Source organism: Burkholderia sp. B21-005 (genome assembly GCF_020843965.1).
Lineage (GTDB): Bacteria > Pseudomonadota > Gammaproteobacteria > Burkholderiales > Burkholderiaceae > Burkholderia > Burkholderia ambifaria.
Window position 1 is genome coordinate 2312745 of record NZ_CP086302.1, and the last position, 20803, is coordinate 2333547.

19 protein-coding genes are annotated in these 20803 nt (G+C 67.9%); 10 read left to right on the forward strand and 9 right to left on the reverse strand.

What is annotated here, in order from left to right; all coding sequences use genetic code 11:
- Positions 1–111 precede the first annotated feature (111 nt).
- Positions 112–360 (reverse strand): hypothetical protein, encoded by a 249-nt coding sequence (locus LMA02_RS26895; protein ID WP_228908213.1) that lies wholly within the window; start codon positions 358–360, stop codon positions 112–114.
- A 3-nt stretch (positions 361–363) separates the two neighbouring features.
- On the opposite strand from LMA02_RS26895, the gene LMA02_RS26900 reads away from it, so the two are divergent.
- From LMA02_RS26900 to LMA02_RS26920, 5 genes are all read left to right on the forward strand, one after another.
- On the forward strand, positions 364–1011 hold the full coding sequence (locus LMA02_RS26900; RefSeq protein ID WP_228908214.1) for a hypothetical protein: 648 nt from the start codon (positions 364–366) through the stop codon (positions 1009–1011).
- Positions 1012–1083: 72 nt separating this feature from the next.
- Positions 1084–1641, forward strand: coding sequence for a helix-turn-helix domain-containing protein (locus LMA02_RS26905; RefSeq protein ID WP_126225865.1), 558 nt, complete (start codon positions 1084–1086; stop codon positions 1639–1641).
- Between the two features lie 108 nt (positions 1642–1749).
- On the forward strand, positions 1750–2331 hold the full coding sequence (locus LMA02_RS26910; RefSeq protein ID WP_228908215.1) for an HD domain-containing protein: 582 nt from the start codon (positions 1750–1752) through the stop codon (positions 2329–2331).
- Between the two features lie 41 nt (positions 2332–2372).
- The gene (locus LMA02_RS26915) at positions 2373–3101 is read left to right on the forward strand and encodes a class I SAM-dependent methyltransferase (protein WP_228908216.1); all 729 of its coding nucleotides are present in this window, start codon (positions 2373–2375) and stop codon (positions 3099–3101) included.
- A 295-nt stretch (positions 3102–3396) separates the two neighbouring features.
- On the forward strand, positions 3397–4149 hold the full coding sequence (locus LMA02_RS26920) for a DUF3658 domain-containing protein (protein WP_228908217.1): 753 nt from the start codon (positions 3397–3399) through the stop codon (positions 4147–4149).
- Between the two features lie 47 nt (positions 4150–4196).
- Here LMA02_RS26920 and LMA02_RS26925 read toward each other — a convergent pair whose 3' ends face one another.
- Positions 4197–5735 carry an MFS transporter gene (locus LMA02_RS26925; RefSeq protein WP_228908218.1) on the reverse strand — a complete coding sequence of 513 codons (1539 nt, stop codon included), beginning with the start codon at positions 5733–5735 and terminating at the stop codon, positions 4197–4199.
- 177 nt (positions 5736–5912) lie between these two features.
- Between LMA02_RS26925 and LMA02_RS26930 the strand changes: the two genes are divergently transcribed.
- Complete coding sequence (locus LMA02_RS26930) at positions 5913–6818, forward strand: LysR family transcriptional regulator (protein WP_228908219.1); 906 nt, start codon at positions 5913–5915, stop codon at positions 6816–6818.
- Positions 6819–6879: 61 nt separating this feature from the next.
- Here LMA02_RS26930 and LMA02_RS26935 read toward each other — a convergent pair whose 3' ends face one another.
- The 6 genes from LMA02_RS26935 to LMA02_RS26960 form a co-directional block, all read right to left on the reverse strand.
- Positions 6880–8019 (reverse strand): enoyl-CoA hydratase/isomerase family protein, encoded by a 1140-nt coding sequence (locus LMA02_RS26935; RefSeq protein ID WP_228908220.1) that lies wholly within the window; start codon positions 8017–8019, stop codon positions 6880–6882.
- Positions 8016–8807, reverse strand: a complete 792-nt coding sequence (locus LMA02_RS26940) for an enoyl-CoA hydratase (RefSeq protein WP_228908221.1) — start codon at positions 8805–8807, stop codon at positions 8016–8018. The genes LMA02_RS26935 and LMA02_RS26940 overlap by 4 nt, the downstream gene beginning before the upstream one ends.
- On the reverse strand, positions 8804–9706 hold the full coding sequence (gene mmsB, locus LMA02_RS26945) for a 3-hydroxyisobutyrate dehydrogenase (RefSeq protein ID WP_228908222.1): 903 nt from the start codon (positions 9704–9706) through the stop codon (positions 8804–8806). Before mmsB ends, LMA02_RS26940 begins: the two co-directional genes overlap by 4 nt.
- An 18-nt stretch (positions 9707–9724) precedes the next feature.
- On the reverse strand, positions 9725–11254 hold the full coding sequence (locus LMA02_RS26950) for a CoA-acylating methylmalonate-semialdehyde dehydrogenase (RefSeq protein ID WP_228908223.1): 1530 nt from the start codon (positions 11252–11254) through the stop codon (positions 9725–9727).
- Positions 11255–11361: 107 nt separating this feature from the next.
- Positions 11362–13068 (reverse strand): AMP-binding protein, encoded by a 1707-nt coding sequence (locus LMA02_RS26955; protein WP_228908224.1) that lies wholly within the window; start codon positions 13066–13068, stop codon positions 11362–11364.
- 184 nt (positions 13069–13252) lie between these two features.
- Complete coding sequence (locus LMA02_RS26960; RefSeq protein ID WP_059527243.1) at positions 13253–14386, reverse strand: acyl-CoA dehydrogenase family protein; 1134 nt, start codon at positions 14384–14386, stop codon at positions 13253–13255.
- 137 nt (positions 14387–14523) lie between these two features.
- Between LMA02_RS26960 and LMA02_RS26965 the strand changes: the two genes are divergently transcribed.
- From LMA02_RS26965 to LMA02_RS26975, 3 genes are all read left to right on the forward strand, one after another.
- The gene (locus LMA02_RS26965) at positions 14524–15558 is read left to right on the forward strand and encodes an AraC family transcriptional regulator (protein ID WP_228908225.1); all 1035 of its coding nucleotides are present in this window, start codon (positions 14524–14526) and stop codon (positions 15556–15558) included.
- Positions 15559–15680: 122 nt separating this feature from the next.
- Complete coding sequence (locus LMA02_RS26970; RefSeq protein ID WP_228908226.1) at positions 15681–17258, forward strand: NfeD family protein; 1578 nt, start codon at positions 15681–15683, stop codon at positions 17256–17258.
- Complete coding sequence (locus LMA02_RS26975; protein ID WP_105831756.1) at positions 17255–18028, forward strand: slipin family protein; 774 nt, start codon at positions 17255–17257, stop codon at positions 18026–18028. Before LMA02_RS26970 ends, LMA02_RS26975 begins: the two co-directional genes overlap by 4 nt.
- 81 nt (positions 18029–18109) lie before the next feature.
- Here LMA02_RS26975 and LMA02_RS26980 read toward each other — a convergent pair whose 3' ends face one another.
- Entirely contained in the window at positions 18110–19387 is a 1278-nt protein-coding gene (locus tag LMA02_RS26980; protein WP_228908227.1) for a haloacid dehalogenase-like hydrolase, read from the reverse strand.
- A gap of 509 nt (positions 19388–19896) precedes the next feature.
- On the opposite strand from LMA02_RS26980, the gene LMA02_RS26985 reads away from it, so the two are divergent.
- Positions 19897–20796 carry a M24 family metallopeptidase gene (locus LMA02_RS26985; protein ID WP_166721770.1) on the forward strand — a complete coding sequence of 300 codons (900 nt, stop codon included), beginning with the start codon at positions 19897–19899 and terminating at the stop codon, positions 20794–20796.
- Positions 20797–20803: the final 7 nt, after the last annotated feature.

The following is a 20803-nucleotide window of genomic DNA, read 5'->3' on the forward strand; positions in this document are numbered from 1 at the left end:
GCGCCCTCGTATCATTTTTTTTTGGATACGCGATGGCCACGCGTGTCCTGTCGTACCGACCGCGCGTCGTGCGATGCGCAAGCCGGGAGGCGGGGAATGCTGGCCGGCGCGTCATGCGTCGACATGACCGATGACGGCCGGCGCGCGCCGCTCTGGCCGAATAATAAGATATGACGGAGCTGGTTGAAAGCCTGTCGAAACCTTTTCCGGCGGCTTCTGACGCGACGGCATGGCGAACGAGACGGCACGATCGGCAGCGTTGCCGCGGCGGATTTCCCGTTCGACAACGCGCGCCGGATACGCGAGAATCGCCGCTCCGAGGGCGAAAGCCACCCCAAAACCGCACAGACGGAACGACAAGAAATGCGCATTTCGATCACGCGCCGGCGCCTGCTGGCCGCCGGCATGGCTGCGGCCAGCCTCCCGCTGTCCGGCTGCTTCACGCCGAAGCTGTACAAGGACAGCGGGTACCGCGAACACGTGTCCGCGTTCATGATCACCGAAGACGGCAAGAAACTCGTCGTCCTCGGCTCCGATTACCATTACATCTTCGATCTGCCGGACTCGCTGCGGCCCGTGCTGCAGTCCGGCTACCGGAAGTCGCTGCACACCGCGTTCACCGACTTTCATGCGAGCGGCAGCGGCGTGACCGGCCACTACCGGATCGTGTTGCCAAAGGACGCATCGGCGGACGATCAACAGGCCGCGGCCGCCAACGGCTTCACCGCCGCGCGGGCCGGGCTCGTGCTCGAAGGCGACATCGGCGGCAAGCGCTACTCGACCGACGGCTTCGCCGACAAGGCCAAGGACAAGGACAACGCGGCACAAGCCTTCAACCAGCCGTACAACGTGTACGTCAGGGAATCGCCGTCCGTGGTCGGCATGGGCTTGCGGATCCTCGCGACGCCGGTCACGGTCGCCGCCGACGGCGTGCTGGTGCTGGGCGGCATCTTGCTCGTGCCGATCGCGGCCATCGCGATCCAGGCGAACGGCGGCCTGCGGATCATGTAACGGCCGCGGCCGACGGTGACGCTCGCCTGCCATGCACGCGCTCGCGCCACGAACGTAAACCGGAGCATCGACATGACGACCTCGCCGCTTCACACCCCGCCGCTCGGCCCGCAACTCAAGCGCTGGCGCACGCTGCGCCGCGTGAAGCAGAGCCATGCGGCCGAATTGTTCGGTGTCGCGCAATCGACGATCTCGCGCTGGGAAGCCGGCATCCAGCAGATGTCGCCCGACGAGCGCGCGACGGCCGAGCGGCTGCTTGCCGCGCGTCTCGACTCGGCCGGCGACCACGCGCTCGCGCGGCTGATCGCGAGCAGCACGGCCCGCATGCATCTCGTGTGCGACCTCACGCATCGTCTGCTCGCCTGTTCGCCGTCGCGCGCGGCCGAGTTCTCACGGCCGCTGCCGGCGTTGCTCGGTACCTCGCTGTGGCGCTATGCGTCGCCGGAAATCGTCCGCATGGAAGCCGCGCTCGACCCGCTCGGCTGGCACGATCGCGCGGGACCGCCGAGCGTCGAATTCGCGACCGGCACCAATGCGTCGCGCGTCGTGCCGATCCGCGGCAGCACCTGCCGGTGGACGCGCATGACGCTATCGGACGGCTCTGCCGCGCGGCTCGTCGAAACGCTGTAGCACGCGCGCAAGCCGCCGGGCCCCGGCGCGCCACGCATATTTCATGCGTGGACGCAGTGCGTCCGCACGGCGTACGCTTGACGGCTCCATTCACGCATTGCGCCGACGATGAACCTCGACACGATCCACGCGCGGCTCGATTTCCTGCGCGCAGCCGAACGCCTGAAAGACGTGCTGCGCAGCGGCCACACGTCGACGGGCCGTCCCGAAAGCACGGCGGAGCACAGCTGGCGTCTCTGCCTGATGGCGCTCGTGTTCGCCGATGCGCTGCCCGACGTCGACACGACGAAGCTGCTGAAATTGTGCGTCGTCCACGATCTCGGCGAAGCGCTGCACGGCGACATCCCCGCGATCGAGCAGGCCGCGCATCCGGACAAGAGCACGCGCGAACGCGACGACCTGCTGACGCTCACGGCCGGGCTCGATCGCGCGCTGCGCGACGAGATCGTCGCGCTGTGGGATGAATACGAGGCGGCCGAATCACCGGAAGCGCGCGCCGCGAAGGCGCTCGACAAGCTGGAGACGATCCTGCAGCACAACCAGGGCAGCAATCCGCCCGACTTCGACTACGCGTTCAATCTCGGCTACGGGCGGCGCTACACCGACGCGACGCCGCTGTTCGGCGCGATCCGCGCGATCGTCGACGCGGACACGCAACGCCGGATCGACGCACGCGGCGACGGCGCGTAAGCGCGCGGAACCGCGCACCGCATTCGCACGAGGCTCGCCGCATGACGCAGAACATCTATGACGATCCTGCCTTCTTCGAAGGCTACAGCCGCCTGAACCGCTCGGTGCACGGGCTCGCCGGTGCGCCCGAATGGCCCGCGCTGCGCGCGCTGCTGCCGTCGCTGCGCGGCACCAACGTGCTCGACCTCGGCTGCGGCTATGGCTGGTTCAGCCGCTGGGCGGCCGAACAGGGCGCGGCGAGCGTGCTGGGCATCGACGTGTCCGAACGCATGCTCGAGCGCGCGGCGTCGACGGCCGCGCACCCGGCGATCACGTACCACCGCGCCGACCTCGAAACGCTCGCGCTGCCGGATGCCGCGTTCGATCTCGCGTACAGCTCGCTCGCGTTCCACTACATCGCGCATCTCGACACGCTGCTGCGCACGATCCACCGCGCGCTCGTGCCGGGCGGGCGGCTCGTGTTCTCGATCGAGCATCCGATCTATACGGCGCCGCGCCGGCCCGGCTTCGTCGTCGATGCTCAGGGCAAGCGCTCGTGGCCGCTCGACGGCTACCAGCGCGAAGGCGAACGCGTGACCGACTGGCTCGCACCTGGCGTCGTCAAGCAGCATCGCACGCTCGGGACGCTCGTGAACCTGCTGATCGGCAGCGGCTTCACGCTCACGCACCTGAACGAATGGGGGCCGACGCCGGAACAGGTCGATGCGATGCCCTCGCTCGACGAGGAACGCGACCGGCCGATGATGGCGATCGTCACCGCGCAGCGGTAGCGGACACCGGACGGTGTTCAGATAACTGCCATCACCGGTTCGGTACATCTCTAGCCGCTATGCGGCGCGCGAAATCCGGCGCACGAAGATCCTCAATTTAATTTAACAAAATTGACAATATGACAGTCAGCAACAATTATCCCCTTTCTAAAAAATAGACACTTGATAAATCACCCGTCAAAAAATTAACCTGCTCTTTACACGATACGCATCGAACGGTACGGCGACTGGCCGTAGCAGCTCTACCGGCATGATGCGATGCCGAGATTGATTGAACTGAAATCGAGGAACTCGAATGATCCAAAACAAGCATCATCAAAATGTCGTTCACGCGACATTCTCGAAGCTCTCCTTCGATGCCGTTTCATCTGCAATTTCAAACGGAAGCTTGACGGGATCGTGTGTTCTTATCGGCGGAGACTGGCATCTCGGCCCGCTCAAGGAGCGCAACACCAAAACGCTTTCGGCATGGTTCTCCGAGAATTTTGGCTACGTTCCGGCAAATTTATCGACAAACACCCGAGCTATCGGCAAGGGTGCCAGAATTTTCGCATGGGCGAACCCGTTGGCGTCAGATGAATATGCGAACTTTATACATTGGGTGAGCTCTCGAGTAATGCAAGAATTTTCCTTCATCCCGCTTCCCGAAAGCGCGCCCGACTCCGCTGCAGGAAATTTTCACGATATCGCGTTTTTTCTCGACGATGCAGTTGAGAAAAAGGCGAGCGACATCAACCATTACATCCGGGAATGGAACGTCCTAACCGGCGAAAATGCGGATTTTAGGTTGATCGGTCGCACCGGAAAAATCGAGTCGCTCCCCTCATCGCACTTCGACAAGGACATCATCGACACCATAACCAGGGAATGGGAGCCATGTTCAATAGTCGCATTGCGCATAATGGAAAAACTTGATTCAGAGAAGCAAGCATTCCCGGGAGACATCTTTCTTTATCATCGATTCGAGAAACTTTGCTCGAGCGGCTTCATTGAAAAGCAAGCTGACGTCAGCATCGTCCAGACCCTGATACGGGCAATGCCCCTTTAACGCTTCTCATGCGCCAGCCCCCACGCCCGGCCCGGCTACGCACGGCGTCATTCACACACCGCCGCCCTGCGCCGCGCCGGCGCGAACGCCACCGCGCTCGCGGTCGCGAGCACGGCCACGCCGGCCGCGCCGTACACCATCACCCAGCCGAACCCGTGCACGAGCGCTGCGTGCAGCGCCGTGCCGGTCGGGTCGGCCTGCGCGAGCGCCGGCGCGATCGCCTGCAACCCATCGGTGCGGCCCGACGCGATCTGCTGCGCCAGCGTGCGCAACGCCCCCGCATCGACCGCCCCCGCGACGCCCGCCTTCAGGCTCGCGACGATCCCCGCGACCAGCACGAACCCCATCGCCGCGATATTCAGCGCGAGCGAGATCATCCGCGCGCTCATGTCGATGCCGGACGCCATCCCGGCCCGCGAACCCGGCACCGCGCCCGTCGTCGTGTTCGTGACCGGCGTGTTGGTGAGCCCGAGCCCGATGCCGGCGATCACGCAGCCGGGCAGCATCGTGAGCCAGCTCGCATGGTCGACGCCGCTGCCGATCCGCATCAGCGCGAAACCGGCCGCGATCGTGAACAGGCCGCCCGGAATGACGACGCCGGGCCCGTAGCGCAGCGCGAGCCGCTCGCCGAACGGCGGCGCGACCAGCGTCGGCAGCGTGTAGGCGAGCAGCGCCAGGCCAGCCGTCACGCTGTCGTACCCAAGCGCGACCTGGAACCAGATCGGCAGGTAGATCATGAACGGCCAGAAACTGAAGTTCATCCCCATCGAGCCGAAGATCGCGCCGGTGAACGCGCGAATCCGGAACACGGAGAAGTCGAACATCGGCCGCGCGCTCACGCGCTCCGCGACGACGAAGCCCGCCAGCGCGAGCACGGTCGCGCCAAGCACGCCGAGGCCGGCCGCGCTCGTGAGCCCCAGCTCCGCGCCCTGCGTGATAGTGAACGCGAGGCCGAGCACGGCGAGCGACAGCGTAACGATGCCCGCGACGTCGAGCGTGCCCGCATGCGGATCGCGCGACTCCTGCACCGCGCCGCCGATCAGCACGAGCGCGACGGCCGCGAGCGGTGCATGGACGAGAAACACCCACGGCCAGCTCGCCAGCGCGACGATCGCACCGCCGACGATCGGCCCGAAGCCGAGCCCGATCCCGAACACGATTCCCCAGATCCCGAACGCGCGCCCGCGCTCGCGCCCTTCGCGGAATTGATGCGACAGCACCGCGATCTGGCAGATCAGCATCGCGCCGCCGCTCGCGCCCTGCAGCAGCCGGCCGGCCACGAGCACCGGCACGTTCGGCGCGAGCCCGCACAGCAACGACGTCGCGCCGAACAGCACGGTGCCGATCACGTACACGCGCTTGCGGCCGAAGCGATCGGCGAGCGTGCCGGCCGCCATCAGCACCGTGGTGCACGCGATCGTGTACGCGTTCATGATCCACTGCATGCCATTGAAGTCGCCGTGCAGCACGTGTTCGAGCGTCGGCAGGATCACCGGCACGCTCGAGATCTCGAGGCCGAACATCAACGACGTGAGACAGACGGCCGCGAGTGCGACCGCATTCCTGCGGGAGTCGGATAGCGTCATGCGTATTGCGCGACGACCCGCAACAGGTCGCGCGCCTCCAGGTGAGAAGGATTCGCCACGTGCGGCCGGCAACGCACGCTGGACGGGAATCGGTACTATAGTGAGAATTCCCCTCCCCATTGACGCGTCCTTTTCTCATGACTAGGGAATCACAGGACGCAATCAGCGCAACCCACCATGACCGACAGACTCGACGGCGTCACCACCTTTGTCCAGGTAGTGGAATCCGGCAGCTTCGCGCTTGCCGCGGAACGGCTCGACATGACGCGCTCGGCGGTCGGCAAGGCGATCGCGCGGCTCGAGAAGCGGCTCGGCGCGCGACTGCTGCAACGCACGACGCGCAGCCAGAGCCTGACCGACGACGGCCAGGCGTACTACGACCGCTGCGTGCGCGCGCTGTCGGAACTCGAAGCGGCGGAAGCCGATCTCGATTGCGGCCGCAACGAAGCGCGCGGCAAGCTGCGGCTGAGCGTGCCGCTCGCGTTCGGGCATCACTGCGTGACGCCGATCGTGCTCGATCTCGCACGCACCTATCCGCACCTGCGGATCGACGTGTCGATCACCGACCGTTTCGTCGATCTGGTCGAGGAAGGGATCGATCTTGCGGTGCGGATCGGCACGCTGGCGGACAGCACGAGCCTCGCGGTGCGGCGGCTCGGCACGCAGCACGGCAGCCTCGGTGCATCGCCGTCGTATCTCGCGCGCTACGGGATGCCGCAATCGCTCGACGACCTGCGGAATCACCGGACGATCGCGTATTCACGCTCGGGCGTCGTGCAACCGTGGGACTTGCGCGCGCCGGACGGCTCGACCGTGCGCGTCGACATGCAGCATCAGCTCAGCTTCGACGACGTGCAGGCGATCGCCGCGGCCGGTGCGGCGGGGTTCGGGATCGCCTGGCTGCCGAGCTGGCTGCTCGATCATTACGTGAAGCGCGGCGAGATGGTCGTCGTGCTCGACCGCTGCTTCGTGTGCGAAGGCGACATCCACGCGATCTGGCCGAAAACGCGCTATCTGCCGCGCAAGACGCGCTGCGTGATCGACGCGCTCGTGCAGGCGGTGCCGCCGATGATCGAGCGCTGAACGCAGAAGAAAAGAACGGAAATGCGTTGAAACCGACGCGCCGCGCGGGCGCGTCGGGACGTCACGCCACGCCGAGATCGGCGAGCGGATGCGCGAACAGCTTCCACGGCGAGGTCAGGAAATGCCGCACGCGCTCGGCGCGCAGCTCGACGAGCGACGCCGGCGCCCAGCGCGGCTTGCGATCCTTGTCGATGAGATGCGCGCGCACGCCTTCGCAGAAGTCGCCCTCCTCGATCGCGCGCGCCACGATGCCGAGCTCCATCCGGAACGACTCGGCCAGCGTCATCTGGCGGCCGCGCAGCAGCGCTTCGCGCGTCACGCACAGCATCGTCGGCGAATGGCCGGCGAGCGCATCGAGCGTCGCCTGCAGCCATTGACGATGCTCGCGCGACAGCTCGTCGCGCGCGAGATCCTGCTTCAGCGTCGCGACGATCCGCTCGACGGTCGAGCGCTTGTCGAAGTGCCGGACGATCCACGCCATCTGCGTGTCGAGCACCGCATGCGGCACGACATTGCACGGCGGCTCGAACACCTTGCGCAGCGCCGGCAGCACGTCGCCGTCCCACTTGACGCTCTCGATGCGCGTCTCGAACGTATCGAGCCACGACGACGGCACGCACAGGTCCGCGAGCTTCGCGCTCAGCGCGTCGGCGCCCGACAGCATCGCGCCCGTCAGCCCGACGTACAGTTCGAGCTCGACCGGCATGCGCGACAGGAAATGCGTCGCGCCGACGTCGGGCACGAGGCCGATGCGCGTCTCCGGCATCGCGATCTTGCTGCGCTCGGTCGCGACACGCAGCGCCGCGCCTTGCGCGAGCCCCATCCCGCCGCCCATCGTCACGCCGTCCATCAGCGCGACCACCGGCTTCGGGAACGTGTGGATCGCATGGTCGAGCCGGTACTCGTCGACGAAGAACGGCAGCCAGGTCTCACGTTGCGCGACCATCCTGTACAGCGCACGCACGTCGCCACCCGCGCAGAAGCCCTTCTCGCCCGCGCCGCGCAGCACGACCGCGACGATCTGATCGTCGCTGCGGCAACGCTCGAGCAGCGCGGCCAGCTCGCCGATCATCGGATACGACAACGCATTGAGCGCGGCCGGCCGGTTCAGCGTGATCAGCGCCACGCGGTTCACCACGCGGAACAGCACCTCCGGCGCGGATTGCGCGACGCGCTCGTGAGTCGTGACCGGCGTGCTCATCGTGGCACCTCCCCATCGGTGTGCCATTGCGGCGCACGCTTGCCGAGAAACGCGGCCACGCCTTCGCGCGGATCGTTCGTGTCGAACAGGTCGACGAAGCGCTCGCGCTCGACCGCGAGCGCCGCACTACGCGGCACGCCGCGGCGTGCGAGGCCGATCAGCTCCTTGCTGTATGCCACCGCATGCGGGCTCTGCCGCGCGACGTTGCGCGCGAGCGCCAGCGCCGCATCGCGTGCCGTGCCGCGCTCGACCACGTCCTCGACGAGGCCGATCCTGAGCGCCGTCGCCGCGTCGACGCGCGTGCCGGCCAGGATGATCTTCTTCGCCCAGCCTTCGCCGACGAGCCAGGGCAGCGTCTGCGTGCCGAGCCCGCACGGCAGCAGGCCGACCGACGGTTCGGGCAGCGCCATCTGCGCGTGCGTCTCGGCGATCCGCAGGTCGCATGCGAGCGCGCATTCGAGGCCGCCGCCCATCGCATAGCCGTTGATCGCCGCGATCGTCACGACCCGCGCGTCATGCAGCGCCTCGAACGCCGCACCGAAGCGCGCGGCCATCGCGCGGGCGACCGCGCGGTCGCCATCGGCGAACGTGTTCAGATCGGCGCCCGCGCTGAAGAACTTCGGGCCGTCGCCGGTGATCACCAGCGCGCGCACGCGCGGGTTCGCGTTCAGCTCGGCGACGGTTTCCTGCAGCTGCCGCAGCCCGTCGGCGGTAAAGGCGTTCGCGGGCGGACGCTTGAGCGTCGCGCACGCGATCGCGCCGTCGTCGACGTAGTCCAGTTCGATCATGAGGCGTCCTTCTTCGTGGCCGGTTGGTACAGGCGGATCACCGCCGAGAAATCGAGTTGCCCGTCGCCGCGGCTGCTCATCGCCTGGTACAGCTGCTGCGCGAGCGCGCCGAGATAGACAGGCTGGCGCGCCTGCTTCGCGGCGTCGTTCGCGAGGCCGAGATCCTTCAGCATCAGGTCGGTGCCGAAGCCGCCGCTGTAGCCGCGCGACGACGGCGCGGTGGCGATCACGCCCGGATACGGGTTGTAGGTGTCCGAGCTCCAGCAGCGGCCCGTCGACGTGTTGACGACGCCGGCCAGCACCTTCGGGTCGATGCCGAGCGCGACGCCGAGCGACATCGCCTCCGATACGGCCGCCATCGAGATGCCGAGCACGAGGTTGTTGCAGACCTTCGCGACCTGTCCCATCCCGGTCGCGCCGCAGTGGACGATGTTCTTGCCCATGCCGGCGAGCACGGGCTTCACGCGCTCGAAATCGGCCTCGCTGCCGCCGACCATGAAGGTCAGCGTGCCGGCCGCCGCGCCGCCGGTGCCGCCCGACACCGGCGCATCGACGAACGCGCCGCCGTGCTCGCGCACGAGCGCGCCGAACGCCTGCGCGCTCGCCGGGTCGATCGTGCTCGAATCGATCACGGTCGCGCCGGCGTCGAGGCCGGCCAGCACGCCGTTTTCACCGGCGAGCACGGAGCGCACGTGCGGCGCGGCCGGCAGCATCGTGATCACGAACGTCGCGCCCGAGGCCGCATCGCGCGGCGATGCGGCCACCTGCGCGCCGGCGTCCTGCAGCGCGCGCAATGCATCGGCGCTCAGGTCGAACGCATGCACTTCATGGCCAGCCTTGAGCAGGTTCAGCGCCATCGGCGCACCCATGTGGCCCAGTCCGATAAAACCGATCTTCATGTTCGTCTCCTGCCCGGCTCAGTGCAGCCGGATCGTCGTGTTCACCGGGCCGGCCGTCGTGTCGTCGTCGAACCAGCGCGCGGTGACCGTCTTCGTCTGCGTGTAGAACTGCACGACCTGCTTGCCGTACGGGCCGAGATCGCCGAGCTTCGAACCGCGCGAGCCGGTGAAGCTGAAGAACGGCACCGGCACCGGAATCGGGATGTTGATGCCGACCTGGCCGACGTCGATCTCGCTCTGGAACTTGCGCGCGGCCGCACCGCTCTGCGTGAAGATGCCCACGCCGTTGCCCATCGGGTTCGCGTTGACGAGCGCGATCGCTTCGTCGAGCGTGTCGACTTCCATCACGACCAGCACCGGCCCGAAGATTTCATGGGTGTAGACCGTCATCTCGGGCGTCACGCCCGAAAAGATCGTCGGCCCGATGAAGTTGCCTTCCTCGAAGCCGGCGACCTTCACGTCGCGGCCGTCGAGCTCGAGCTTCGCGCCTTCCTTGATGCCGGCGTCGATCAACGACAGGATGCGCGCCTTCGCACCGCGCGACACGACCGGCCCGACGTCCGTGCCCGCTTGCGAGCCCGCGTTGACCTTCAGCGTCTGCGCCTTCGCGACGATATCCGGCAGCCAGTCGCGCGCGCCGCCGACCAGCACCGCGACGGAGGTCGCCATGCAGCGCTGGCCCGCCGCGCCGAAGCCCGCGCCGACCAGCGCGTTGATCGCCTGCTCGCGGTTCGCGTCGGGCAGCAGGATCGCGTGGTTCTTCGCGCCCATCATCGCCTGCACGCGCTTGCCGTGCTGGCTGCCGAGGTTGTATACGTGCGTGCCGACGGCCGTCGAGCCGACGAACGAGATCGCCTTCACGAGCGGATGCGTGCAGATCGCGTCGACGACTTCCTTGCCGCCGTGCACGACGTTCAGCACGCCCTTCGGCACGCCGGCCTCGAGCGCAAGCTCGACGAGCTCCATCGTCGACATCGGGTCCTGCTCGGACGGTTTCAGCACGAACGTGTTGCCGCACACGATCGCCATCGGGAACATCCACAGCGGGATCATCGCGGGGAAGTTGAACGGCGTGATGCCCGCGCATACGCCCAGCGGCTGGCGCAGCGTGTAGGTATCGACGCCACCCGCGACGTTTTCGGCGAACTCGCCGAGCTGCAGCGTGCCGATCGAGCATGCGTGCTCGACCACTTCGAGGCCGCGGAAGATGTCGCCTTCGGCGTCGGGCAGCGTCTTGCCCTGCTCGGCCGTCAGCGTCTTCGCGATGCGCGGCAGGTTCGCACGCACGAGATCCTGGAACTTCAGCATGATGCGCATGCGCGCGGCGAGCGGCGTGTTCTTCCACGTCGCGTACGCCGCGTGCGCGGCCTGCACGGCCGCGTCGACTTCCGCGACGGTCGCGAACGGCACGCGCGCAAGTACCTGCTGGGTCGCCGGGTTGACGATGTCGCGCCACTCGCTCGTGGTGGACTCGACGAAAGCGCCGTCGATCAGCAGCTTGACCGTCGGCACGTCTTGCCCCGTGCGGGGCGTCGGATTCGCGTTCATCGATGCAATCTCCTTGCGGTGGACCGCGCGGCGCTGATGCCGCGCGGCCGGTTCAATCAGGCTGCGGGCGGCCGCCGCGGGATGCGGCGCGCGCGGCCCGCGGCCAGTCATTTCAGTTCGGCGGCGAAATCTTCTTCCCAGTATTCGCCCGGCATGCGCGTCGTCGCATCGTCGCCGCGCTCGATCTCGCGGCGGCGCAGCTCGACGCGGCGGATCTTCCCCGAGATGGTCTTCGGCAACTCGGCGAACTGCAGGCGGCGGATGCGCTTGTACGGCGCGAGCTTCTCGCGCGAGAAGCGGAAGATCTCCAGCGCGAGCGCCGGGCTTTCCTCGTAGCCCTGGCGCAGCGTGATGAAGGTCTTCGGCACCGACAGCCGCACCGGGTCCGGGCTCGGCACGACGGCCGCTTCCGCGATCGCCGGATGCTCGATCAGCACGCTTTCCAGCTCGAACGGGCTCAGCCGGTAGTCGGACGACTTGAACACGTCGTCCGCGCGGCCGATGTACACGTAGTAGCCGTCGTCGCCGCGCATTGCGATGTCCGACGTGCGGTAATGGCCGTCGCGCATCGCATGGGCCGTCGCGTCGGGATTGTTCGCGTAGCCGTTCATCAGCCCGACCGGGCGCGACGCGCCGGCGCCGATCGGCAGCGCGACCTCGCCTTCGCTGACGGGCGCGCCGTCCGGGTCGAGCAGCGCGATCCGGTAGCCCGGCAGCGGCCGCCCCATCGAGCCGGCGACGACCGGCTGGCCCGGCGTGTTGCCGATCAGGCAGGTCGTCTCGGTCTGGCCGTAGCCGTCGCGAATCGTGATGCCCCACGCCTTCTTCACGCGCTCGATGATCTCGGGATTGAGCGGCTCGCCCGCGCCGACGATCTCGCGCAGCTTCACGTCGAACGACGCGAGCGGCTGCTGCACGAGCATCCGCCACACGGTCGGCGGCGCACACAGCGTGGTCACACGATATTTGACGAGCGCATCGAGCACGACCTTCGGCTCGAAGCGCGCGTAGTTGAACGCGAACACGCACGCCTGCGCATTCCACGGCGCGAAGAAGCAGCTCCACGCGTGCTTCGCCCAACCCGGCGAGCTGATGTTCCAGTGGATGTCGCCGGGCTGCAGGCCGACCCAGTACATCGTCGACAGGTGCCCGACCGGATAGGTGCGGTGCGTATGCTCGACGAGCTTCGGCTTCGACGTCGTGCCCGACGTGAAGTACAGCAGCATCGTTTCGTTCGACTGCGTGACGGCGTCGGGGGTGAACACGTCGCTCGCCGCGTAGCCGTCGTTCATCGCAAGCCAGCCGTCGCGCGGCGCGCCGGCGACGATCTTCCGCCGGAGGCCGAGATCGGCCTGTTCGAACTTCGCGGTTTCGTTCTCGTCGACGATCGCGTAGGTCGCGCCGCCGATCTGCACGCGGTCGCGGACGTCGTCGGCCGACAGCTGCGTGGTCGCCGGCAGCACGATCGCGCCGAGCTTCATCGCGGCGAGCATCGCGTCCCACAGCTCGACCCGGTTCGGCAGCATCAGCAGGATCCGGTCGCCGCGCACGACGCCGATGCCGCGCAGCCAGTTCGCGATCCGCGACGAGCGCTCGGACATCTGCGCGAACGAATACGGGTCGCCCGTCCCGGTTGCCGCGTCGACGATCCACAGCGCGGGCTGGTCGTTGCCGCGCGCCATCGGGTCGAAGTAGTCGAGCGCCCAGTTGAACGCATCGAGCACCGGCCATTCGAAATCGCGGTAGGCGGTTTCGTAGTCGGTGCGATGGCGCAGCAGAAAGTCGCGTGCGTCCAGGAATGCCTGTACTGTCATCGTGTTGTCTCCAGTCTCCATGCCCAGCGGTCGACCGGCGCAGGCGCTGCAGCGCCAGCTCGGTTCCCTGTTGCGCCGCGCACGGTCACGTCGTTGCGTGCCGCGTTTGCCGCGCTGCCCTCGTGCCCTGCCTGTTTACCTGCTTGTCGGTTCGCGTGGTGTTCGATGGAGCGAGCGCCGCGACTCACAGCTGTCGCGCGATCACCATCCGCTGCACTTCGCTGGTGCCTTCGTAGATCTGCGTGATGCGCGCGTCGCGATAATGACGCTCGACTTCGTAATCGGCGAGGTAGCCGTAGCCGCCGTGGATCTGGATCGCGTCGGAACACACGCGCTCGGCCATCTCGGACGCGAACAGCTTCGCCTGCGACGCCTCCGACAGGCACGGCAGCCCGGCGGTACGCAGCTTCGCCGCGTGATGCACGAGCAGGCGCGCCGCGTTGATCTGGGTGGCCATGTCGGCGAGCTTCTGCTGGATCGCCTGGTGCTCGGCGATCGGCTTGCCGAACTGCACGCGCTCGCCCGCATAGCGGCGCGCCTTGTCGAACGCGGCCCGCGCGATGCCGAGCGCCTGCGCGGCGATGCCGATCCGGCCGCCTTCGAGGTTCGACAGCGCGATCTTCAGCCCTTCGCCGCGATTGCCGAGCAGGTTTTCTTCCGGAATCGCGCAGTTCTCGAACGTGATCGGGCACGTATCGGACGCGCGGATGCCCATCTTCTTCTCGGGTTTGCCGACGATGAAGCCCGGCGTGTCGGTCGGCACCAGGAACGCGGAAATGCCGCGCTTGCCGGCCTCCGGGTCGGTCATGGCAAAAACGATCGCGACGCCCGCGCGCTGGCCGTTGGTCACGAACTGCTTCGCGCCGTTCAGCACCCACTTGCCGTCGCGCAGTTCCGCCCGCGTGCGCAGGTTGTGCGCCTCGGAGCCGGCCTGCGGCTCGGTCAGGCAGAACGCGCCGATGATGCGGCCCGCCGCCATCTCGGCCAGCCAGCGATCCTTCTGCGCGGGCGTGCCGAAGCCGAGGATCGGCCCGCAGCCGACCGAGTTGTGCACGCTCATCATCGTCGCGCACGCGGCGTCGCCGGCGGCGATCTCCTCCATCGCCAGCGCGTAGGCGACGTAATCCGTATACGCGCCGCCCAGTTCCTGCGGCACGATCATCCCGAGCAGGCCGAGTTCGCCGAGCTGCGCGACGACGGCGTCGGGCAGGTGCGCGTCGTGGTCCCACTGCGCGGCGTTCGGGGCCAGCACCTCCGTGGCAAAAGCGCGCGCGGCGTCGCGGATCATCCGCTGGTCTTCGGTGTAAAGCTCGTCCATGGCGCTGCTGTCTCCCGCGGCCGCGTGCGGCGACCGACCTTCCGTTTCGATGCAACAAGTGTAGGCAAGCACGCGCGACTGTTCGATGCTCGCGCCGCTCATTTACACTGAGCGTTTTTGCCATACCGGCGGCTTCGATGAAGCAGGAAGACAAGGGCACCATCGCGATCAGCCTCGTCGCTTACAGCGTCGCGCTCGCCACCCGGCGCGGCGTCGCGGCCGAGCCGCTGCTCGCGCAGGCCGGCATCGCCCCCGCGCTGCTCGCTCAGCCGCGCGCGCGGGTGTCCGCGCAGCAATACGGCGCGTTGTGGAACGCGATCGCGCGCGCGCTCGACGACGAATTTTTCGGGCAGGACCGCCACCCGATGCGCAGCGGCAGCTTCATCGCGATGAGCCAGGCCGCGCTGTCCGCGCAAGATGGACTGCACGCGATGGCGCGCGCGGTGAATTTCCTGCACTGCGTGCTCGACGACCTGCACGCGGAGCTCGACGCCAATCCGCAGCGCGTGCGGCTGCGCTTCGTGCACCGCAACAGCGCCGCGGCGCCCGCGATGTTCACGTACGCGACCTATTTCATCATCGTGTACGGGCTCACCTGCTGGCTGATCGGACGGCGCATCCCGGTGCTGCACGCGAGCTTCCGCTGCGACACGCCGCCGGCCGACCACGAATACCCGTCGATGCTGTGCGACGACATGCGGTTCAACCAGCCCGATTCGTATGTCGATTTCGATCCCGAATTCGCGACGCTGCCGGTCGTGCAGAACGCGAAGTCGCTGAAGACGTTCCTGCGCAACGCGCCGGCCAGCTTCATCGTCAAGTACCGCAACCCGAACGCGCTCGCGCAGCGCGTGCGCACGGTGCTGCGCGGGATGCCGCCCGCCGCGTGGCCCGGCGCGGGCGGGATGGCCGCGCGGCTGCACGTGGCCGAGGCGACGCTGCGCCGCAAGCTGCACCAGGAAGGCCATGCGTACCAGTCGATCAAGGACACGCTGCGGCGCGACCTCGCGTTCGAGGCGCTGGCCGATCCGTCGCGGACCATCGCCGACGTCGCGGCCGCCACCGGTTTCGCGGAACCGAGCGCGTTCTACCGCGCGTTTCGCAAATGGAGCGGGCGCAGCCCCGCCGAGTACCGGGAAGAAGCGCTCGCGCGGGGCAACGGCGCCGGCTGAGCGCGCGGCCGGCGGCCCCGCCTTCGCGCTTTGCCCCGAAACCGCCTAATCTTCAAGCATCGGGCCAATGCCCTTTTCCGCGAGCCGGACGGCGTGCGGCCGCGCGCCGCCCGGACGCCCCGATGCGCATTCATCGTCATGGGCCGCCGTCACCTGCATCGCCCGACGGCCACCCCCGTCACCCGCTGGTCGCGCGGGTCGCGCGCGCCGCGCTGTTCGCGGCGCTGCTCGTCGTATGCGCCGCGGTTGCCGCCCCGCCCCCCGCCAGCTCACCCGCCGCACCCGCCGCCGCGCCACCGGTCATCGTGATTCCGGTCAACGGCGCGATCGGGCCGGCCAGCGCCGACTTCATCGTCCGCTCGCTCGAGCGCGCGGCGCACGACCACGCGCCGCTCGCGATCCTGCAGCTCGACACGCCCGGCGGGCTCGACACGTCGATGCGGCAGATCATCAAGGCGATCCTCGGCTCGCCGGTGCCGGTGGCCGCGTTCGTCGCGCCCGGCGGCGCACGGGCCGCAAGCGCGGGCACCTATATCGTCTACGCGAGCCACATCGCCGCAATGGCGCCCGGCACCAATCTCGGCGCGGCCTCGCCGGTGCAGTTCGGCATCGGCGGCGGCGCGCCGGGTACACCCGGTACGCCGGGCGCGCCCCGGCCGTCGCCGGCCGGTACAGCGGGCGCTGGCGGGGCCTCCGGCGCCGCCTCCACGCCCGCCGAGCTGCCGAACGACACGCAGTCGACCGAGATCCGCAAGGCGACCCAGGACGCCGCCGCCTACATCCGCGGCCTCGCGCAGCTGCGCGGACGCAATGCCGCCTGGGCCGAGCGCGCGGTGCGCGAAGCCGTGAGCCTGTCGGCGAACGAGGCGCGCGCGCAGCATGTCGTCGACCTGATCGCGCAGGATCCGGCCGACCTCGCGCGCCAGCTCGACGGCCGCACCGTGACGACGAGCGCCGGCACGCTGCACCTCGCGACCGCGCATGCGCCGCTGGTCGTGCTCGCGCCCGACTGGCGCAGCCGCTTCCTGTCGATCATCGCGGATCCGAACGTCGCGCTGATCCTGCTCACGATCGGCATCTACGGGCTGTTCTTCGAATTCGCGAATCCCGGCTTCGTGCTGCCGGGCGTCGCCGGCACCATCTGCCTGCTGGTCGGGCTGTTCGCGATGCAATTGCTGCCGGTCAGCTATGCGGGCCTGGGGCTCGTGCTGCTCGGTCTCGGCTGCCTCGTCGCGGAGGCGTTCCTGCCGACTTTCGGCGTGCTCGGTTTCGGCGGGATCGTGTCGTTCACGATCGGCGCGCTGATGCTGATCGACACCGACGTGCCCGGCTACGGGATTCCGTGGCCCGTGATCGCGAGCCTGGCGCTCGGCGGCGGGCTGTTCGTCGCCGTCGTATCGAGCGTCGCGCTGCGCGCGCGGCGGCGCCCGGTCGTGACGGGCGCCGAGGCAATGGTCGGCAGCATCGGCGAAGTGCTCGACGACGGCCTGCAGCCGGATCAGCCCAATAGCGCCGGCGGCCTCGCGCCGTCGGCCGCCGGCTGGGCGCGCGTGCACGGCGAGCGCTGGCGGGTGGCGAGCAGCGTGCCGCTCGCCGCCGGCAGCCGCGTGCGCGTGACCGGCCGCCAGGGGCTGACGCTGACCGTCACGCCGCTCTATGACATGCCCGGGCAGGCACAACCCCAAGGAGAACCTTCATGATCGGTTACACGTTCGGCTTCAGCAGCGTCCTGATCGTCTTCGTCGTGGTGCTCGTCGCGTCGTCGATCCGCATCTTCCGCGAGTACGAGCGTGGCGTCGTGTTCATGCTCGGCCGGTTCTGGAAAGTAAAGGGGCCGGGGCTCGTGCTGATCATCCCGATCGTCCAGCAGGTCGTGCGGATCGACCTGCGCACGGTCGTGTTCGACGTGCCGCCGCAGGATGTGATCACGCGCGACAACGTGTCGGTGAAGGTCAATGCGGTCGTGTATTTCCGCGTCGTCGATCCGGAGAAGGCGGTGATCCAGGTCGCGCACTTCTTCGACGCGACCAGCCAGCTCTCGCAGACGACGCTGCGTTCGGTGCTCGGCAAGCACGAGCTCGACGCACTGCTCGCCGAGCGCGAGCAACTGAACGCCGACATCCAGAAGACGCTCGACGCGCAGACCGATGCGTGGGGGATCAAGGTATCGACGGTCGAGATCAAGCACGTCGACCTGAACGAGACGATGGTGCGCGCGATCGCGCGGCAGGCCGAGGCCGAGCGCGAGCGGCGCGCGAAGGTGATTCATGCGGAAGGCGAACTGCAGGCGTCGGAGAAGCTGCTGCAGGCCGCGCAGCGGCTCGCGCTGCAGCCGCAGGCGATGCAGCTGCGCTACCTGCAGACGCTGACGACGATCGCGGCCGACAAGAATTCGACGATCGTGTTTCCGCTGCCGATCGATCTGCTGGGGACGTTGCTGGAGCGGTTGGGGGTGAAGCGGGAGCCTTGAGATACGCCTGTGCCGGCTCGCACGAGGCCGCGGCCGATGCGGATGGACGCCGGGCCGCGGCGGCCCGGCGCCCGGCTCGCGTCAGGCCAGCAGCTTGCGCTCGGTCTTGCCGTACTTGATCGACTTCTCGTCCGGGATCATCAGGCCCGTGTGCTCGTCGCGGCCCTGCAGCAGGAAGCGCGCGTCCGGGTTGCCGATCTGTTCGGCCGCGAGCGTGCTGTCCGCGCCGATCTCGCCCTTCTTCATCCGGTTGACGATCACGCCGGCCGCGGTGTCCTTGAAATCGCGCAGCATCCACGCGTCGCCGTCGCTGTCGCCGAACACCAGCAGCGGGCCGTAACCCTTCTTCGACGCGAGGACGTTGCGGATGCCCACCGTCTTGCCGGGCCCCCAGTTGAAATGCCAGCCGGCCGGATAGGTGCTCGTGTACCTGCCGTCCTGCATGTCGAGACGCAGGCCGATCACGTTCTCGGGCGCCACGCCGTAGCCATAGTTCGGATTGCCGGCGAACACGCGCACGACGTCGTCGAGCGACGCGGTGCTCACGTACACGTCGATGCCGTTCGCACGCAGCGTATGCATCACCGCGCGGATTTCCTCGTGAATGCGGATGCCGTGGAAATGGGTATCGGCCACCACGCCGGCCTTGCCCGGCAGCGCCTTCGGGCTTTCGTAGCGAACCTTGCGCAGCGCGTCGCCGATACCGTAGTTGTTCGACGCTTCCGCCATCGCCTGCAGCTCGGCGGTCGTCATGTTCTTGTAGAAGTAGATGATCCACTTGTAGCCGACTTCGAGCGGATGCGTGTCGCAGATCGCGTCGTACATGAAGTACAGCTTCGCGCGAAAATCCTTGAACTGGTCGGTCTCGCGAACCTCGTCGAGGCTCTTGTCGCCGCCGAAGCCCTTGTAGTTCGCATGGAGCCAGCGGTAGTCGGACTCGACGTCGGCGGCGAGGTCCTCCATCGTCACCGGCTTGCCGTCGACGGTCGTGTAGTCCTTCATGAACGCGCCCTTCGGCACGTCCTTCCACATCACGCCGACGAACTCGTCCGGCGTCAGCTTGTACTGCAGATGGTTGATCTGGTACATCAGCAACGCCTCTTCGCAGTCGTTCATGATGCACGTGTTGTCCCAGTCGAACACCGCATACGGGCGGCGCTTTCCATCGTAGCGCGCGCTCGCGACGCCATGCTGGTCGAGCACCGCCTGCAGGCGCGCGGCGTTGAACGGCGACCAGCGGCCCGGGTCCAGCGGGTCCGGCGCGATTACGCTCTTCGCGCCGGCGATGCCGGCCTTGAGCATGAGCGGCGTCGCAGCGGTCGCCGCGGCAAGGGTGTTCATGAACCGGCGGCGTTGCATGGTCTCTCTCTCCGTTGAAATGCCGAATCGGCTTCGGTCGCTGCCCCGCGCGACGCGCGGCACACCGGCCCCGCGAAGCCGCAAAGGCTTCGAACGGGGACGGATGATGTGACGAAATTATTTCGGCAATTTGACAGCGTCGCGCCGCGACACGACGGGGAGTTGATCCGGCGCGACATGCCGGGCCCGCGCGGGAACCTCGCGTGGTGCTCCCGGCCGGCTCCCCCGCTCGAGACGCGTGCGCAGCGGCGGGCCGGCCGGCCCGACCGCCGGAAACCTAGAGCTTCTCCTCCATTTCGGCTCTTCATTAGGAAAAGCCCTCATCTCGGGGGGCTGGCACACGACGTCGAACCGGTTATGATCGTTACATCAATCAATGGCACATTAAATGCTGACTGAATAATTCGCCCAAGATCACCGGCGGATGCGTTCCGGATCAGCGCCCCAGCCTTGCACAGGACTCGCGTCGCGCCGAGACGCAAACGCGGGCCGACACATGGAGACGCATCATGACCGCTCACAATCCGCTGCCGGAAGTCCACCTCGACGAGCTGCCGCAATTCCGCGCGGTCCAGCAGCTTGCCTACCGCTGCGTCGAGACCGTCGGCGCGATGCTCTATCCGGGCATCACCGAGAAGGAAGCCGCACGCCTGCTGACCGAATGGCTGCAGGACCACGGCGTGCACGACTGGCTGCACAAGCCGTTCGCGTGGTTCGGCGAGCGCACCGCGTTCGAGGGCTTCTCCGGCCTCAAGCACATGGGCGGCTTCAACCTCGCGTTCTTCCCGAGCCACCGCCAGCTCGAGACCGACATGCCCGTGATCCTCGACGTCGCGCCCGTGCTCGACGGGGTCGTCGCGGACGTCGGCTACGCGCACTGCCTCGGCCGCAACCCGATCCTCGAACAGCTGCAGGACGACCTGATGGACCATCGCGACATGATCGTGCGGCTCGTGAAGGCGCGCCGCCCGATGGCCGAAGTCGCGCAGGCGGTCGACGCGCTGTGCCGCCGCCAGGGCGTCGAGCCGCGCCACAAGGCCTATCCGTTCAAGGTGCTCGCGCATCGCGTCGCGAAGATCCACAAGCCGTCGAAACCGCGCTTCGTCGCGCGCTTCGGGCTGAACGCGACGCGCAACCTGCTGCTCGACCAAGGCCGCGCGGCGAAGCAGCAGGGCTGGTCGCCGCTGTGGTCGATCGACCGCCGCTCCGAACACGCGCCCGTGCCGGGCCTGTGGGCCGTCGAGCCGCATCTCGGCTTCGCCGGCGTCGGCGCGAAATTCGAGGAACTGCTGGTGATCACCGACGACGACGCGTATTGGCTCGACGACGACCTGCCGCACGTGCGCCGCTGGCAGCGCCGCCAGGCCGAACGCGCGCAGGCCGTCGCGGCCGTGCCGGCCGCTGCGTGACGCATCC